This is a genomic window from Gluconacetobacter brunescens (assembly GCF_048695475.1).
In the GTDB taxonomy this organism is placed as follows: Bacteria; Pseudomonadota; Alphaproteobacteria; order Acetobacterales; family Acetobacteraceae; genus Gluconacetobacter.
Map to the genome: position 1 here is coordinate 163,711 of NZ_JBLHEN010000001.1, position 16,513 is coordinate 180,223.

Annotated in this window: 8 protein-coding genes; 4 read left to right on the plus strand and 4 right to left on the minus strand. The window is 68.5% G+C overall.

What is annotated here, in order from left to right; genetic code table 11:
- Nucleotides 1-74: 74 nt before the first annotated feature.
- The 4 genes from ACMAUO_RS00720 (at nt 75) to ACMAUO_RS00735 (ending at nt 5,457) form a co-directional block, all read left to right on the plus strand.
- Nucleotides 75-1,082 (plus strand): NAD-dependent epimerase/dehydratase family protein, encoded by a 1,008-nt coding sequence (locus tag ACMAUO_RS00720; protein ID WP_420355094.1) that lies wholly within the window; start codon nt 75-77, stop codon nt 1,080-1,082.
- A gap of 209 nt (nt 1,083-1,291) precedes the next feature.
- A complete protein-coding gene (locus tag ACMAUO_RS00725) occupies nt 1,292-2,968 on the plus strand; it encodes a capsular polysaccharide export protein, LipB/KpsS family (RefSeq protein WP_420355095.1) in 1,677 nt (558 codons plus the stop codon).
- The gene (locus tag ACMAUO_RS00730; protein ID WP_420355096.1) at nt 2,965-4,209 is read left to right on the plus strand and encodes a glycosyltransferase family 4 protein; all 1,245 of its coding nucleotides are present in this window, start codon (nt 2,965-2,967) and stop codon (nt 4,207-4,209) included. The genes ACMAUO_RS00725 and ACMAUO_RS00730 overlap by 4 nt, the downstream gene beginning before the upstream one ends.
- Before the next feature lie 69 nt (nt 4,210-4,278).
- Complete coding sequence (locus ACMAUO_RS00735; RefSeq protein ID WP_420355097.1) at nt 4,279-5,457, plus strand: capsule polysaccharide biogenesis protein; 1,179 nt, start codon at nt 4,279-4,281, stop codon at nt 5,455-5,457.
- Here ACMAUO_RS00735 and ACMAUO_RS00740 read toward each other — a convergent pair.
- The 4 genes from ACMAUO_RS00740 to ACMAUO_RS00755 form a co-directional block, all read right to left on the minus strand.
- Nucleotides 5,430-6,716 (minus strand): aminotransferase class I/II-fold pyridoxal phosphate-dependent enzyme, encoded by a 1,287-nt coding sequence (locus tag ACMAUO_RS00740; protein WP_420355098.1) that lies wholly within the window; start codon nt 6,714-6,716, stop codon nt 5,430-5,432. The two genes, ACMAUO_RS00735 and ACMAUO_RS00740, sit on opposite strands and share 28 nt — an antisense overlap.
- Nucleotides 6,713-13,741, minus strand: coding sequence for a type I polyketide synthase (locus ACMAUO_RS00745; protein WP_420355099.1), 7,029 nt, complete (start codon nt 13,739-13,741; stop codon nt 6,713-6,715). The genes ACMAUO_RS00740 and ACMAUO_RS00745 overlap by 4 nt, the downstream gene beginning before the upstream one ends.
- Before the next feature lie 1,009 nt (nt 13,742-14,750).
- On the minus strand, nt 14,751-15,767 hold the full coding sequence (gene holA / locus ACMAUO_RS00750) for a DNA polymerase III subunit delta (protein WP_420355100.1): 1,017 nt from the start codon (nt 15,765-15,767) through the stop codon (nt 14,751-14,753).
- Nucleotides 15,764-16,513, minus strand: coding sequence for a hypothetical protein (locus tag ACMAUO_RS00755; RefSeq protein ID WP_420355101.1), 750 nt, complete (start codon nt 16,511-16,513; stop codon nt 15,764-15,766). The genes holA and ACMAUO_RS00755 overlap by 4 nt, the downstream gene beginning before the upstream one ends.

The window sequence follows — 16,513 nt, forward strand, 5'->3', positions numbered from 1 at the left end:
ACAATAAACCAGAGCATTTCCACCGAACCTCTCTTTGGTGGAAATGCTCTGGCCGGGGTTTTCTGGAGTTTCAGATGCGTATTCTCGTGACCGGCACGGCGGGATTTATCGGGTTTCATGTCGCCAGGCGGCTGCTGGAAGACGGATACACTGTCATCGGTATCGACGGGATGACCGATTATTATGATGTTGCCCTGAAACGCCAGCGTCATGCCATCCTGCATCTGTTCGGGAAGTTCACGTCCCACGAGTTCATGCTGGAGGATGCGCGGGCGCTGGGCGCGGTGTTCGCGCAATCGGCGCCGCAGATGGTCCTGCATCTCGCCGCGCAGGCGGGCGTCTCCCATAGTCTGGACGCACCCGGCACCTATATCGGCTCCAACATCGTCGGCACGTACACGCTGCTGGAGGCCATGCGCCGCAACCCGCCCCGTCATTTCATGATGGCTTCCTCCTCCTCGGTCTACGGGGCAAACACACTCCTGCCTTTCTCCGAGGCGCATCGGTGCGATCATCCGCTGAGCCTGTATGCGGCGACCAAGAAAGCGGCCGAAGACCTGGCGCATTCCTATGCCAATATCTGGAGAATCCCCACGACGGTCATGCGCTTTTTCACCGTCTACGGCCCGTGGGGGCGGCCGGACATGGCGCTGTTCAGGTTCATCGCCAACATCCATGCCGGCAAGCCGGTCACGCTGTACAACAATGGCGAGATGGCACGCGATTTCACCTATATCGACGATGTGGTGGAGGCCGTCCTGCGCCTCTCCAGGGTGGCGCCCGAGAAAGCGGGCGAGAGCGATCCGGGCAGCAGCCCCGTGGCCCCCTATCGCGTGGTCAATATCGGCAACAGCCAGCCCGTCAGCCTGGCGACATTTGTCGCGGCGATCGAAAAAGCGACCGGCCGGCCATGCGTGCGCCATTATCTGCCGATACAGCCGGGCGACGTGCCCCGAACCTGGGCCGACTGCTCGGCCCTCAGGGCCCTGACCGGATTCTGTCCTTCCACGCCGCTTCAGACCGGCGTGGATGCGTTCGTCGCCTGGTACGACGCGCAATACGCGCCCTCCGGCCAGCGATAAGCGAAACGGCAGCCGCCAGCGTATTCCTGCGGCGCGTTCGGCTGTCCGGGCGGGGCAACCACGGCCGGGATCGACTGTTTGGGTGCGGAGGCGGCCATGCTAAGAGGCTGTTTCATAAGTCTTCGATGGGAGAATGGTGACATGCAGGCAGCACATGCCGGGAAAGCCCGAGCCTGCTCCGTCATCCCGCCGGCGGGCCGGCCCCGCGCATGACCGGATTGCTGCGGATACCGCCCTTCCACCGATCCGTGCCCGTTCTCGCCCGTGCGCGGCAGGATGCGGCGCCCGCGTTCCCCGTGCCGGATTCGGAGCGGGAAGAACTGGCCGAGCGCATCTGGCGCGAACGGGTCGGCGGCTCTTTCTGGGCTCCGGCGCCCGGGCAGCGGCGTCCGGTCCTGGTCGTCCTGTCCCGCACGGCGCGCGCGCGCCATCGCGCCGTCGCCATGCTGAAGCACGTCCTGGCGGTCCATGCCGCACGCGATGTCCTGCTGGTTCGCCGGGGGCCGAGCGAGGCCGCCTCCGGGCTGGCGGGCCGCCTCGGCATCGCGCACGCCCCATGGCAGAGCGACCCGCATGCGCTGCTGGATGGCGCAACGCGGGTCTATGCCGATTCGGTGGGCGATATCGTGCGCCTGGCGGCCCTGCGTGGCCTGCCCATCATGCTCGGGGCCGAAGGCGGGCGTGAGCAGCCCTTCCTGCGGGCCGATGTGCTGGCGGATCTCCTGGACCGCACGGCGTATGTCAGCCCCTACACCGCCGCGCCGATCTCCTGTGCCGAGGCCATCACGCTGCTGGCCGACTGGCGCCGTACGATCATGGTCAACCGCCAGATCGGGGCCTGTCTGGGCATGTCGCGATGGAAACGGCGGCGCATTGCCGATTTCCTGGCAAAGGCACCCGGCGCGCCTCCCTTCATCCCGGCCTTTCGCGCCGGCTTGCCGGGCGCCATGGCCGTCTGGGCAACACGCCTGCCGCCGGGGCTGGAGGACGATGCCCGCCGGGCCGGCACGCCCCTGTGGCGCGTGGAGGATGGTTTCGTCCGCTCCATCGGTCTGGGCAGCGCGCTGATGCCGCCCTCGTCGATCACCATCGACACCCGCGGAATCTATTACGATCCGGCGCGGGAGAGCGATCTGGAGCATATCCTGGCGACGGCCTCCTTCGGCCCCGCCCTGCGTGCCCGCGCCGGACGGCTCGTCGACTCCCTGGTCCGGCTCGGCATTTCCAAATACGGCGCGGGCCGTGCATCGCATGCGCCCGAATCGTGGGACAGCGGAGACCGGCGGACGATCCTGGTGCCCGGACAGGTGGCGGACGACCAGTCGGTGCGCTGCGGCGGCGGCCGGATCGGCGGCAACCTGGAGCTGCTCCAGGCGGTCCGGCGACATAATCCTGACGCCTTTATCGTCTACAGGCCGCATCCGGATGTCGAGGCAACGCACAGATTGGGCCACATGGATGATTCCGTTGTCATGCAACTGGCCGATCGCATCGACCGGGGCGGCGCGATCCTCGATACGATCGCCCGGGTCGACGAGGTCCATACCCTGACCTCTCTTGCCGGTTTCGAAGCGCTTATGCGTGGGCGGCGGGTTGTTACATATGGCGCGCCGTTCTATGCCGGGTGGGGGCTTACGGTCGATCTGGGGGATGTTCCCGCGCGCCGGACACGGCGCCTGTCCCTCGAAGACCTCGTTGCCGGAGTGCTGATCCTGTTTCCACGCTATCTCGACCCGGTCACGCGCCTGCCCTGCGGCCCGGAAGTTCTGATCGACCGCCTGCAAACCCCCGACCTCTGGCGACCCACCCCGTGGATGCGCGCGCTGGCCGCGCAGACGGCCCTGCGCAAGGCATGGGCGCGCGTCCGGGCGGTCCGTACCTTATGAGCGGCAGCCCGGCTCACGGTTCACGACAGGCGGCCGACATCACGCCCCGTCCGGTTCTGATGGATATTTCCCGCCTGCTGTCGCGCGCCGGCAGCGCCGTGCCGACGGGGATCGACCGCGTGGAACTGGAATATGCGCTGTATCTCATGCGCTTTCCCGCGTCCGGGGTCCTGTTCGTGGCCTTTCATCCGGTCGGGCGCATCGGCCTCCTGCCGCGCGCGCTGACGGATCGTTTCCTGCGCATCCTCGCACGGGCCTGGGCAGGCGGCACGCGGCCGTCGCGCACGGCATCGCTGCTGGCCGGGTTGCTGTTGCAGGCCGCGGCCCTCGGCAGGGCCGGCCGTGCGAAACAACGCCGGACATATCTCCTTCTTTCGCATCATCACCTGATGCGCGACGATGCGATCGAGACCTTCCTGAAACGGGCCGATGCCGGGATGGCGGTCATGGTCCACGACCTGATCCCGATCGACTATCCCGAATATGCCCGCCCGACCGAACCCGACCGCCATCGCCGCCGCATGGACACGGTGGGGCGGCTGGCCGACAGCGTGATCGTACCGTCCCGGCCGGTCGGGGAGGCCCTGCGGCAGTATCTGACGCCCCACGGGCATTGCCCGCCGGTCAGCGTGGTGCATCACGGCTGCCTCCTCCCGTCCAGCATTCCGGCATCCGTCGGGAATCTGGCGCCCGATGCCCCCTATTTCGTGATCCTGGGGACGATCGAGCCGCGCAAGAACCATCTGCTGCTGCTGAATCTCTGGCGCCAGATGGCGATGGAGGGCGGCGCCACGCCCCTGCCGCATCTGGTGATCATCGGCCGGCGCGGATGGGAAAACGAAAATATCCTGGACATGATCGAACGATGCCCTGCTTTGCAGGGCATCGTTCACGAACATGCCACGTTATCCGACCAGGCCGTGGCGGGCCTGGTCCGGGGGGCGCGTGCGCTGCTGTTCCCGTCCTTTGCCGAAGGGTTCGGTCTTCCGCTGCTGGAAGCGCTGGCGATGGGGGTTGCGTGCCTGTGCAGCGATCTGCCGGTCTTTCGCGAAATCGCGGGAGATCTGCCGGTCTATCTGGACCCTCTGGACGGCCCCGGCTGGCGGCGTGCGATCCGCGAACGGAGCGGGGATGAAAAAGCTGCGGCCGGCGGGGCGCTCCCGTCATTCGCCGACTGGCCGACCCAGGTGGCGGCCGGTCTGCGCGCGCTGGGCGTGATCGAGAACGGAAACGGGACATAACGCACGGGCGTGCCAGGGAGCAGTCATGTGTGACGGACGGAAGGTGGGAGCGGTTTGCTGAGTTTTCTGATGCTGCAAGGGAATGCCACGCCGTTTTTCTCCGAGCTGGCGATCGCGCTCCGGGCCGCCGGCCATCATGTCCGCCGCATCGCCTTCAATGGCGGCGACGTGGTCTTTTCGCACGACGTCACATGGTTTCGCGGGCGCGAGCGCGCCCTGCCTGCCTTCCTTGAAAAGATCATCGCCGAGGACAAGCCGGACGGACTCATCCTGTTCGGCGACTGCCGCCCGATTCATCTTGTGGCAACCGAGATCGCGCGCGCGCACGGCATCGCCATCTGGGTGTTCGAGGAAGGATATCTGAGGCCCGGCTGGATCACGCTGGAGCCGCATGGCGTCAACGGATTTTCGGCCCTGCCGCGCGATGCCGCGCATATCCGCGAACGGGGCCAGGCGCCGTGGCCCGCCATGCATTACGAGCCGCATTCCGATTTCCTGCGCCGCGCGGTCTACGATGTCTCCTATCACGGGCTGCGCGTGGCCATGACGGCGCTGTTTCCCCACGCGCGCTTCCACGCGGCGGTCAGTCCGTTCGTGGAATATGCGGGCTGGCTGCGGGACTGGGCGGGGCGGGTGGTGCGCAAGCCGAAGGACGCGATCCTGCCCCGGGGTCCCTTCATGCTGGTGCCGATGCAACTCGATGGCGACTACCAGTTGCGGGTCCATTCGCCATTCCACGGCATGGCCGAGGCGCTGGAACAGATCCTGGCCTCTTTCGCCGCGCATGCGCCGGACACGCTGGCCCTGGTCGTCCGCCGCCACCCGCTCGATCCGCGCCTGACGGACTGGGAAGGGCTGATCATCCGGCGCGCGCGCGCGCTGGGTATCGCGGCGCGGGTCTATTTCATGGCCGACGGCCTGCTCGAACCCGTGCTGGACGCCAGCGAAGGGATCGTCACGGTCAACAGCACGGTCGGGCTGCTGGCCCTGCGGCGCAACAGGCCGGTCAAGATTCTCGGCGAAGCCATCTACGATGTTCCAGGGCTGACGTTCCAGGAGCCTCTGGATCTCTTCTGGCGCCAGGCGAGCATGCCGGATGCCGGGCTGCTGGATGCGTTCTGCCGCATGCTGATCCAGGAAGTCCTGGTCGAAGGCGATTTCTTCACCCCCGAGGGGCGAGCCCTCGCGGTCGAGGGCTCGGTGCGGCGGATCCTGTCGGCCTATTCCGACAGCGCGCGCAGCGCCTGAGTCACGATCGAGACGGTCTGCTCGATCTGCTCGGGCGTGTGTGAGGCACTGACGAAGAAGCGCAGGCGGGCCGCCTTCTCCGGCACCGCCGGGTGAATGATGGGCTGGACATTCAGCCCGCGTTCGAACAGCGCCTGCGACAGCCGGCCGGCCAGCAGCGAACTGCCGGTGACCACCGGCACGATGCCGTAGCCTTCCGAGGTCCCGGTATCGAAGCCGGCCTCGCGGAACAGGTGCAGCAGCAGGGTGGCGTTCTCGCGCAGCCGCGCAATGCGCCAGGGTTCCTCGCGGATAATGCCCAGCGCCGCCATCGAGGCCGCGGCATTGGTCGGCGGCAGGCCGACGGAATAGACGAAACCCGCGGCGGTGCGCTTCAGATAGGTAATGATATCGGCACGGCCGGCAATATAGCCGCCGCACGAGATCAGGCTCTTGCTGAGCGTGCCCATCCACAGATCGATCGAATCGGGCGCCACGCCGGTCTCTTCGGCAATGCCATGCCCGCGCGCGCCCAGCACGCCGGTCGAGTGCGCCTCGTCCACCAGCGTCATGCAGTCGAACTCGCGGGCCAGTTCCACGAAGGCCGCCAGATCAGGGATGTCGCCATCCATGCTGTAATGGCCTTCAAGCACCAGCAGCGCGCGCTTGTGCGCCCGGCGATGCATCCACAACTGCTCGCGCGCCGCCGCCACGTCGTTATGGGTAAAGGCGATGCGCCGCGCACCTGACAGGATCGCGCCCTGGATCAGGCTGTTATGGGCCAGCGCATCATGGATGATCAGGTCGCCCGGCCGCATGAGCTGCGCCACCGTGGTCACGTTGGTCGCGTGGCCCGACACCATCACCACGCAATCCTCGGCGCCATGCCAGTCGGCCAGCGCGCCCTCCAGTTCCCGGTGGAACGGCCGTTCGCCAGAGACCATGCGGCTGGCGGAAACCGTCGTGCCGTAGCGGTGCAGGGCCTCTTCCACCTGGGCGATCACGCGCGGATCGCCATTCAGGCCCAGATAATCGTAAGACGAGAAATTGATATATTCCCGCCCGTCGATCAGGGTCGTGGCGGCGGCCAGCCCGTCATGCTGGCGAAAGAACGGGTCGGAGACGCCCAGCGCCGCCGCCCGCTTCGCGATGAACTCCATTTCCTCCACGCCCGGCAGCGACCAGCCGCGCGTGCTGCTCTCCGCCGGTGCGCTGCCCGACAGGCTGGCCAGCAGCTTGATGCGTTCGCCCAGCCGCCGGCCGAATTTTGGTCCTGTCATCGCCTCGCTTCTTCTTCGTTCGAAAGCACGGGCTCCGGCGTTTCGGTCTCTTCGGCAACCTCGCCGGCCTCGACCACGACGTTCCGTTCCTCGTCCGACGCCAGATGGCGCGCCATCACGGCCTCGTCCGGCGTGGCGGCCGCCGTCTCCTGCCCCTTGTTGCCCAGCAGGGTGGAGACCTGGCGGGCCACGCGCCGCACCGTCATTTCCTGCCAGGCAAAGCCGGGCAGCGACACGCCCAGCCGGCGTTCCAGCCCCAGCGCCAGTTCAACCGCCGTCAGCGAATCCATGCCCAGTTCAGCCAGCGGCTGGTCCAGCGGCAGGGCCTCGCGGTCGGTCTGCATGATGCGGGTCAGCTCACCCAGGATCAGGTCGGCGACGATCTCTTCCCGCCGTTCCTCGGTCGCCGTGGCCAGCAGGCTCATCAGGTCGCCGCTATCGCCGTCCTCGTCCCGGCGCCGCGCCACGGCGCCGAACAACGGCTCACTCAGGATCGGCAGGCTGCCGGTGGCCTGCCAGTCCATTTCCGCCAGCACCGGCCACGGGTCGGACGAGGCCAGCAGGTCGGGCAAGGCATCCAGCGCGGCCATCGAGCGCATCGAGCGCGCGCCCAGCCGCCGGTCCAGCGCCTCGCGGGCCGCCTCGTTGCGTTCCAGGAAGCCGGCATCGCCGATCGGCCCCCAGCGCACGGCGCAGCCGGGCAGGCCCGCATCGCGCCGGCGCCGGATCAGCGCCTCGACCGCCGCGTTGGCCGCCACATAAGCCCCCTGGCCCGGCGCGCCGAGCGTGATGGTGGCGGAAGAGAAGACCAGGAACAGCGCCAGCGGATCATCCCGCGTCAGCGCATCCAGCGACAGCGCGCCGGTCAGCTTGGCCTGCACCGAGGCCGTCACCTGCTCCTCGGACAAGGTTGCCACCAGCCCGTCCGCCACCGTGACGGCGGCATGCACGATCCCGCCCAGGGGCGGCATGGTGGCCCGGATCTCCGCGATCAGTGCCGCCAGCGCCGCATGGTCGGTCACGTCGCAGGCCCGCACCTCCACGGTCTCAGCCCCGGCCTCCAGCAGCGTTTCGCGCAACGCCGCCACGCCCTCGGCCGCCGGCCCGCGCCGGCTGACCAGCACCAGATGCCGCGCCCCACGGGTCACAAGCCACCGCGCGGCCCGCGCCCCGAAGCCACCGGTCCCGCCCGTCACCAGCATGGTGCGGTCGGCCGGCACATCCAGCACGGGCGGCACATGGACCGGCCCCATGGTCAGCACGATCTTGCCGACATGCGCCGAGGTCCGCATCAGCGCGAACGCATCGGTCGCGGCCGAGGCAGGGAAGGCGGTATAGGGCAGCGGCCCGATCGCCCCGTCCTCGAGCAGCGCATGCAGCCGGTCGGTCACGGTCGAGACCAGATCGGGCCGATGCCGTACCAGCGCATCCACGTCGATCGCATGATAGCTGACATTCTGCCGCAGCGGGCCGATGCCGACCCGCGTATTGGCCAAAAAGTCGCGCTTGCCCAGTTCCAGGAAGCGGCCGAACGGCCGCACCAGTTCCAGGCTGCGCTCCATGGCCTCGCCGCTCAGGGCATTGAGCACCACGTCCACGCCCTGTCCACCGGTCGCGGCCAGCACATCGGCCCCGAACCGCAGAGACCGGCTGTCCAGCACGGTCTCGATCCCCAGTTCGCGCAGCGCCGCCCGCTTGGCGGGGGAGCCGGCGGTGGCGATGATGCGCGCCCCGACATGGCTGGCGTACTGAATGGCCGCCAGGCCGACACCGCCGGCCGCGCCATGGATCAGGATCGTCTCGCCGGCCCGCAACCGGCCCACGGTTTCCAGCGCATAGAGCACGGTCAGATACGTCACGGGAATGGTCGCACCGGCCGCGAAGGACAGCCATTCCGGCAGCGCGAAGACGCTGCGCCGGTCGGTCACCACCCGGCTGGCATGCGCGGCGGCGGCCAGCGCCATCACCCGGTCGCCGGGAGCCAGGTCGGTAACCTCCGCGCCCACCTCCAGCACGGTGCCCGCGCATTCCATGCCCAGCGTCGCGCCGGCGAAACCGTCCAGCAGCAATTCGTCGGGCAGCATGCCGATGGCCGAGAGCACGTCGCGATAGTTCAGGCCGCTGGCCTGCACGGCAATCACCACGTCGCGCGGGCCGGGTGCGACCCTGGGCTCGGGCATCCAGCACAGCCGGTCCAGCGGGCCGGGCACCGGCTGGATCAGCCGCACATCCATTTTCGGGCCCTCGGCGCGCGCCGGCAGGCCCTCGCGCAGGCGGCGGACAAATCGGCCGTCCGCCGTCCAGCGCACTTCGCGCTCGTCGTCGGCGGCAGTGCGCTCCGCCTCCAGCGCCGCCGCGACCGCCGTTTCCGACAGCGTGGCCGACAGGTCGATCCGGCGGCAGCGCAGGGCAGGGAACTCGTTGGCGATCGTCCGGCCCAGGGCCACGCGCGCGGCCTCATGCGGCGTGGTCGCCGCATCGCGGGTCACGATCGCCAGGCACGCACCGGCCTCGGCCGCCGCCCGCGCATCGCGGGCCAAAGCCAGCATCGCCCGCGCGGTCCACGCGGTCTCGCTCTCATCCTCCCGCGCGGGAGCATGCGACAGACGAAGCACCGGCGGCGCCGACACGGTCTCCGCCTCAGCCTCGGCTTCTTCCGCGTCGATCGCGACCGCCGCCAGCAAGGCGAGCGGGAAGGGCGCCTGGGCAGGCACACTTTCCGCCACCGCGCGCAGGCGGTGCGGCAGGTCGCGCCACGCGCCGATCGTCAGCAGCGGCTCGGGCGACAGGTCGCGCAACGTAGCCCAGCCCGCATCCTCGGCCGCTTCCACCACCAGGATCAGGCCACCCGGCGCCAGACGATCGGCATGGGCCAGCGTCGCCGCCGGCACCTGGCCGTGCAGGCCGGGCGCGTAGGCAACCAGCACGTCATACGCCCCCGCCGGCACGGTCTCGGCCATGACGATGCCGGGCAGATGCGCCAGCACGGTCGGCCGCAGCCGCGCCTGCCGCTCACGGTTCGGCTCCAGGATCGTGTAATCCAGCCGGCCCGGCAGGTCCGCCAGGCGCGGGACGAGCTGGCGCGTCAGGGCGGCGCGGTCGGCATGCAGTTCCAGCACGCGCAACGGACGGTCCTGCGGCCAGTCCCGCGCATAGGCGGCGATGGTGGTCGCAATCTGCTCGGCCGCCAGTTCCACGCTGCGGCCGGACAGCAACTGCCGGAACGCCACATCGGGGAACGCATCGTCGGCGGCGACCGGCGCGTTCTTCCGTTCCTCGATCCAGGCCAGCAGCAACGCCGCCGGCAGCCATTGCGGCAGGTCGAGGAAAAGCGTCTGCCACAGCCGGGCCGCGTCAGGCGCATCACCGGTCGTCGCAGACTGTCCGGCCAGGATCGTATGGGCCAGCAGGCCGGCATCCTTGTCGTCCGCGTCACCGACAGGCGTTTCCATGGCCGGGCGCAGGGCCAGGAACCGCTCGTCGGACAGCGGCACCGACGCCACGGCCGACGGCAGCCAGATCTCGTGGAAACTGCGCTCGGCAACCGGCACCGGCCGTTCGCCCGGCATGCGGGTGAACCAGCAGCCGGTTGCCGACAGCACGGCCCGGCCGGTGGCATCCAGCATCACGATGTCGGCCTCGGTCTCGCGCGGGCCGGACGTCGTGACGGCCGCCTGCCCCCGTGCGGCGGGCCCAGCCGTCAGGTCCAGCCGGATGATGCCGAACTTGCGCGGCAACGGTGCTTCGCTCGCATCAGCATGATTGACGGCCAGCCCGACCAGCGCCTGGAAGGTGCCATCCAGCGCTGTCGGGTCCAGCGTCAGCCCATCGAGCGGCGCCGCGCCCGTCAGGGTCGCCTCCACCCGCCCGGCGGCCATGGAAATCGCGCCGACACGGCGGAAGGCCGGTCCATAGGCCAGCCCGGCGGCCCGCGCGGTGGCATAGAGCGCGTCACCCGTCATGTCGGTATCGGTCACGTCCGCCGGCAGGGCAGCCGGCGCGACCGGCGACAGGCCGGCACGGGCGGTGGCATGGCGCGTCCAGACCGCGTGCGACAGCCGGGGCCGGCTGTCGATGGTCACGGCGCCATCCGCCGCCAGCCGCACCCGGATCTCGCGCAACTGCGTCTGTTCGATGATCACAGGGCGCAGGATCTGGAAATCGCGCAGTTCCAGAATCTCGGCATCGGGCCATGTCGCCCGCGCGGCGGTAAAGGCGAATTCGATCAGGCAGGCGGCAGCCAGCACGATCGTCTCGCCCACCTTGTGGTCGGCCAGCCAGGGCTGCACCGCGCCATCCAGATGCGCGGTCCACTCGCTGGCATCCGTCTTGCCGTGGTCGCCCAGCAGGGGATGCGTGCCCTGCTGGTTCCACAGCACCGCCAGCGCTTCTTCGGTCGGCTCATACCAATGCCGCTCGCGCTGCCACTGCACGCCGGGCAGGCCCCGCACATGGGCAGGCCCCGCGAAATGCGCCGCCGACAGAATGTCACAGCCCGCCGCAAAGCATGCCAGCGCGGTGCGGGGGAACGGATCGGTGCTGATCTTGGCCGGCACGGCCGGCATGACGCGCGATTGCGTATCGCCGCCCCGCAGGATGTCGCGCAGATAATGCTGGAGAACCGGACGAGGACTGATCTCGATAAAGACCGACCCACCTTCTTCCGCCGCCCGGCGCACCGATTCCGCGAACAGCACCGGGGCGCGGACGTTCCGCCACCAGTAATCGGCATCGGGCAGCACCGTGAAGGGCTGGCTGGTCACGGTCGAGATCATCAGCCGGTCGGGCTGGCGCGCGGCGATCGCGCCCAGATCACGGACCAGCGCCTCGGCAATCCGGTCCATATGGCTGCTGTGATAGGCATACCCCACCTTCAGGCGGTGGATCAGCAGCGAGGAACTGCCTTTCGCGGCTTCCAGCCGGTCCAGCGCCTCGGCCTCGCCGGCCACCGCTAGGGCATTGGGCGCGTTGAAGGCCGCGATTTCCAGCGTCGGCCCGGCCTCGGCCAGAAGCCGCCGTGCCTCTTCGGCATCGCCATGGATCGCGACCATGCCGCCGCCGGGCGCCGTCGCCTGATGGCGGCTGCGCAGGGCAACGATGCGCGCGGCCTCATCCATCTCCAGCATGCCGGCATGCACCCCGGCCGCGATTTCCCCGACACTATGGCCGACGACGATATCGGCCTTCAGCCCCTGCTGCTCCAGCCCGCGCAAAACGCCGATCTGGAACGCAAACAGCATCGGCTGCGCAACATCGGCCGGGTCGGCCGACCAGTCGCCCGAACGCATGGCCTCGAGGACCGACCAGCCGAGATGCGGCCGCAGCGCCGCATCCGCCTCCGCCACCCCGGCGGCGAAAACGGGGCTGATCTCCAGTAGATCCTTCCCCATGCCCGAAAACTGGCTGCCATTGCCGGAAAAGACAAAGACGGTGCGCGCGTGCGCGAGCGCCTGCCCGGTGACGACATCGGCGTGGGTGCGGGTCTCGACCCAGCCGGCTAGCGCCGCGCGCATCTCCGCCGCATCCCCGCCGGGAACACCCAGGCGATGGGGCAGGTGAGCACGTCGCGTCGCCAGACCGCGCAATTCGGAATCGGTCCAGCTCCGCGTCGACCAGACCCGGGCAAGGCTGGCCAGACCGGCCTCGGAGCGCGCGGACAGCAGCAGCGGCACCGCATCGTCCGATGCCGTCGCGACGGCCGGCGCCTCGACGGATTCAGCCGGCGCGCTGGCCAGGACCACATGGGCATTGGCGCCGCCGAATCCGAAATTATTGACCCCGGCAATCAGCGGGCCATCTTCAAGCGACCGGGCCTCGGTAACGACGTCCAGGTTGAGTTCGGCAAAGGGAATGGCCGGGTTCGGGTTCGCGCAATGCAGCGAGGCGGGCAGGCGCCGATTCTGCAGGGCGAGCATGGCCTTCAGCATGCTGACCAGGCCCGATGCCGGTTCCAGATGGCCGAGATTGGTCTTGACCGAGCCGATCGGCAGCGGCGTGGCGCGCAACTGGCCCAGGGCATGGCCCAGCGCCGTCGTCTCGACCGGGTCTCCCGCCGGGGTGCCGGTGCCATGGGCCTCGACGAACGCGACCTGATCCGGCGAGACTCCGGCCCGATCATAAACCTCGCGCAGCAGGTCGGTCTGGGCCTGGGCACTGGGAAAGGTCAGGCCGGGCGTCCGGCCGTCGGCATTGATCCCGCTGGCCATGATCACCGCGCGAACATCGTCGCCATCCCGCCGCGCCGCCGACAGCGGCTTGAGCAGCAGCATGACGCCGCCCTCGCCACGGACATAGCCATCGGCATCGGCACTGAAGGCGTGGCAGCGCCCGGTCGGGGACAGCATGCTCGCGGCACAGAAGCCGATGAAAGGGTAGGGCGTCAGCAGCATGCTCACACCGCCGACCAGCGCCACGCCCGTCCGGCCCGCGCGCAGGTCCTCGCACGCCTCGTGCAGGGCGAACAGCGACGACGAGCAGGCGGTATCGATGGTCATGCTCGGCCCGTGCAGGCCCAGCGCGTACGACACGCGGTTGGAGAAGATGCTCAGCGTGTTGCCGGGCATGAAATAGGCATTGCCCGACGAGGGGTCGGTCAGGCGCAGGTTGGCATATTCCAGACCCGACGCGCCGATATACACACCGGCCGATGCGATGCGCTCCGCCGTCGTGCCCGCGTCTTCCAGGGCTTCCCACGCCAGTTCCAGCAGCAGCCGCTGCTGCGGGTCCATCTGCCGGGCCTCGCGGGCTGAAATACCGAAAAAGGCGGCATCGAACAGTTCGATCTCGTCCAGGGTCGAGGCCCGGGTGGCATAGAACTTGCCGGTCTCGCCACGACGGGGGTGCCAGAAATCCCGCAACGGAAAGCGATTCTCCGGGATCGGCCGCACGCTTTCGCGTTCCTCGTCCAGCAACTGCCACAGGCTGGTAACGTCCGGCGCCCCGGGAAGGCGGCAGGATGCGCCGATGATGGCGATGGGCTCATCCCGAGTAGTGGCCTTGGGCTCGGACGTCGAACTGTTATGCATGAAGAGATATGTGCCCCAATGCGATGATCGGACTACGATGTAACGCGGTCGGGTCGGAGGGAAAAGCCATATCGGCGTTGAAAAAAGAGTTCGGCGCGTTTCATGTGCTTCCCTCGCCCGCAAACAAGGCATCAAAGCCGGAATGGACGGCGGCTTTCTGCTGTAAGCATATGGCGGAATACGAACTTCAGATTTCCGGCGCCTCCTGGCTTTCGTATTTTGCCTAAATTTCAGGCAAATTATCGCCTGTTGAATCGGCATCCGCAATGCCTGCCCGACAGGAACGGCGCGTGTCAGGACGCCGAGCCTGAACGGTTGTGCCAGCACGCCGCCCATTCCTGACGACGGGCAACCTGCGTCGCTTTGCGACAATCGGGCATCGCATGGCCGGCATTCAGGCGATCACCGCGCTTCTCTCCTTCGGCCGCGCCCGTACAAACGCACAGACCCGCCGATCGGCCATCCACAGGGCTCTCCAAGCGTAAATTCTCTCTGTCTGTGTTCTTTTTATGTCTTCCGGCAGCGGAGGACCGAAACGATCCGCTCCATAACAGGTGCGGGGAGGACATACTCAGTGTCCCGCGCGCAGGCATGCCGCGAAATCGGGCGAGGGAGCGTGAAAACGCATCCCGGCGCAATATGGTGTCCGCGGCGGGATTCGAACCCACGGCCCCAGGATTCATACCACTTCGGCTTTCACCGCCGCCATCCGGAAATGGCGTTCGTGGTCTGGACTGTCCCTTCACCCTGGGCCCGAAGGCCGACAGGTGCCGCCCGTCCAGTCTCTACACCTTCCCGGCGAGGCCGGGCTTGGCTCGGGATCGGCACGACACACGGTGTCAGAGCGTTCCCCGAATTTGAGCGGATCCGTCATGAGGTTTCCCGCCATGACGCCCAATTTGAAAACCAGGAATCCTGTGCTCTATCCTGCTGAGCTACGCGGACACACGCTCTGCTTCTAGCCGAGCACAGGGCTTCGGGCAAGCGCCCCCGACGGCCGGAAGGCGGCTCACCGCTCGCGACGCAGCATCGTCGCGGTCGCCGCCAGGCGCGCGATATGGCGGCGGCACAATGCGAGGTCGGGCGACCCGGTCTGCTTGCAGTCCTTCTCAAGCGCCTGGGTCTGCTCGGCGGCATCCATCAACCGCTCGGCGCTCCACAGCGACAGCGCCTGGCCGAAGGATTCGGTCCGCTTGAAGAACACGGGCGGCCGCATTCCGCGCATCGCGTCCGCCCGGCTCTGCCCCGAATCCATCGCGATTCGCGCGCGCCGCAGCCGGTGCAGGTGCGAGAGCAGGGCCCGCGCGACGGCAATCGGGCTGGTACCTTCGGCCAGCGCCCGCTCGATCGCGGTATCGGCGCCGGCCCGATCGCCGGCGGTGGCGGCATAGGCCGCATCTTCCAGCGACACACCGGCGGCATCGCCGATGCAGGTCCGCACATCGTCCAGCGTCAGATGCCCGCCCCGCCCGGCATAGAGCGCCAGTTTTTCAACCTCGCCCCGCATCGCGGCCCGATCGGGACCCAGCAACCCCGCGAACCACGCCAGCGCATCGGCGTCGATGCGGATCTCCTCTTCCCCGAGGCTCTGGCGAATCGTGCCTTCAAGCGCCCGCCCTTCCTCGGGATAGCAGCCGATGGCCGCGCAACTGGCCTGGGCCTCGGCCAGCGCGCGCAGGCGCGAGCGGCTGGCAAGGCCGGGGGCCTCGATGATGACCAGCGTATCGGACTCGCGGGCCAGGCTGGCCTTCAACGGCGCCGTCAGGCTGTCGCCCCCGTCACGCACCCAGACGACGCGCCGCCCGCCGCTGAGGGAAAGAGAGAAGATTTCCTCTTCCAGCCGCTCCGCCGCATCCCGGTCCAGCACCGCGACGCGGAAGGGGTCGTCCAGTTGTGGCGCGATGGCGGTTGCGGCCTGGCGGGCCCGCTCGCGGATCAGCCCGGTATCCTCGCCATGCAGCAGAATGGCCCTGAGCGCGCCGGGCTCACGCAGGACCCGGGCAACCGAGCGCGCGTCGATCTTCACTGGTTGTTGACTGTTCCGTTGCCCGGCTCGCTGCCCGCCGTGCCGGAAGGATCGGGGGAGGACCGGCCGATGGCCATGCCCGGCAGGCCGTCTTCACCGACCGACTGGCGCGGGATCTCGGTGCTGGCATTGGGCATCACGTTCGGGTCGACATAGGTCGCCTGCGGCATCACCGTCCGCTGCGCGGGTGCGGCACGGGTCTTGAACCAGATCGCAAGCTGCTGGGTAATGCGGTCGGCGACGGCCTGCGCCACCCGGCGCGCCAGCGCGGTCTGGTTCAGGTTCTGGGCGAAATACTGCTCGAACGTCTCGTTTTCGCCATCCATCACCTGCGTATCGCCCTGGGTCACCAGCATCGGGGTGGGTGCTACGGTATAGAGCATCCAGTGGGCGTGGGCGGTGGCGCGGGTGCGGCCGGTCGTATTGTCCGAATGGATGTCGATCGCTTCGTTCATCACATAGGAATTGACGCGCAGCGTATAGCCGGTCGGGTCTTCCTGCTCGGCTCCGGCCAGATTCTGTTGCAGGAACAGCCGCAATTCCTGCCCGTACCGTTCGGGAATGCTGGCCACATAGACCTGGCGCAACTGGTCGGGGATCGTCCCGCCCGCGGGCGCACTGCCGGCCGGTGTTCCGTACAGGGGCTGGAAGCCGCACCCACCCAGCATCGTCACCATGGCCATCAGCACCACCCGGCGAAGCGGGCGAGACGAACGGGGCGCGTCGGACCGGGGCAGATGCGGCAT

Coding starts and splice junctions, on each gene's coding strand:
- ACMAUO_RS00745 (WP_420355099.1), bottom strand. CDS start 13,741: ATGCATAACAGTTCGACGTCCGAGCCCAAGGCCACTACTCGGGATGAG.
- ACMAUO_RS00755 (WP_420355101.1), bottom strand. CDS start 16,513: ATGCCGCATCTGCCCCGGTCCGACGCGCCCCGTTCGTCTCGCCCGCTT.
- ACMAUO_RS00740 (WP_420355098.1), bottom strand. CDS start 6,716: ATGACAGGACCAAAATTCGGCCGGCGGCTGGGCGAACGCATCAAGCTG.
- ACMAUO_RS00725 (WP_420355095.1), top strand. CDS start 1,292: ATGACCGGATTGCTGCGGATACCGCCCTTCCACCGATCCGTGCCCGTT.
- ACMAUO_RS00735 (WP_420355097.1), top strand. CDS start 4,279: ATGCTGCAAGGGAATGCCACGCCGTTTTTCTCCGAGCTGGCGATCGCG.
- ACMAUO_RS00730 (WP_420355096.1), top strand. CDS start 2,965: ATGAGCGGCAGCCCGGCTCACGGTTCACGACAGGCGGCCGACATCACG.
- ACMAUO_RS00720 (WP_420355094.1), top strand. CDS start 75: ATGCGTATTCTCGTGACCGGCACGGCGGGATTTATCGGGTTTCATGTC.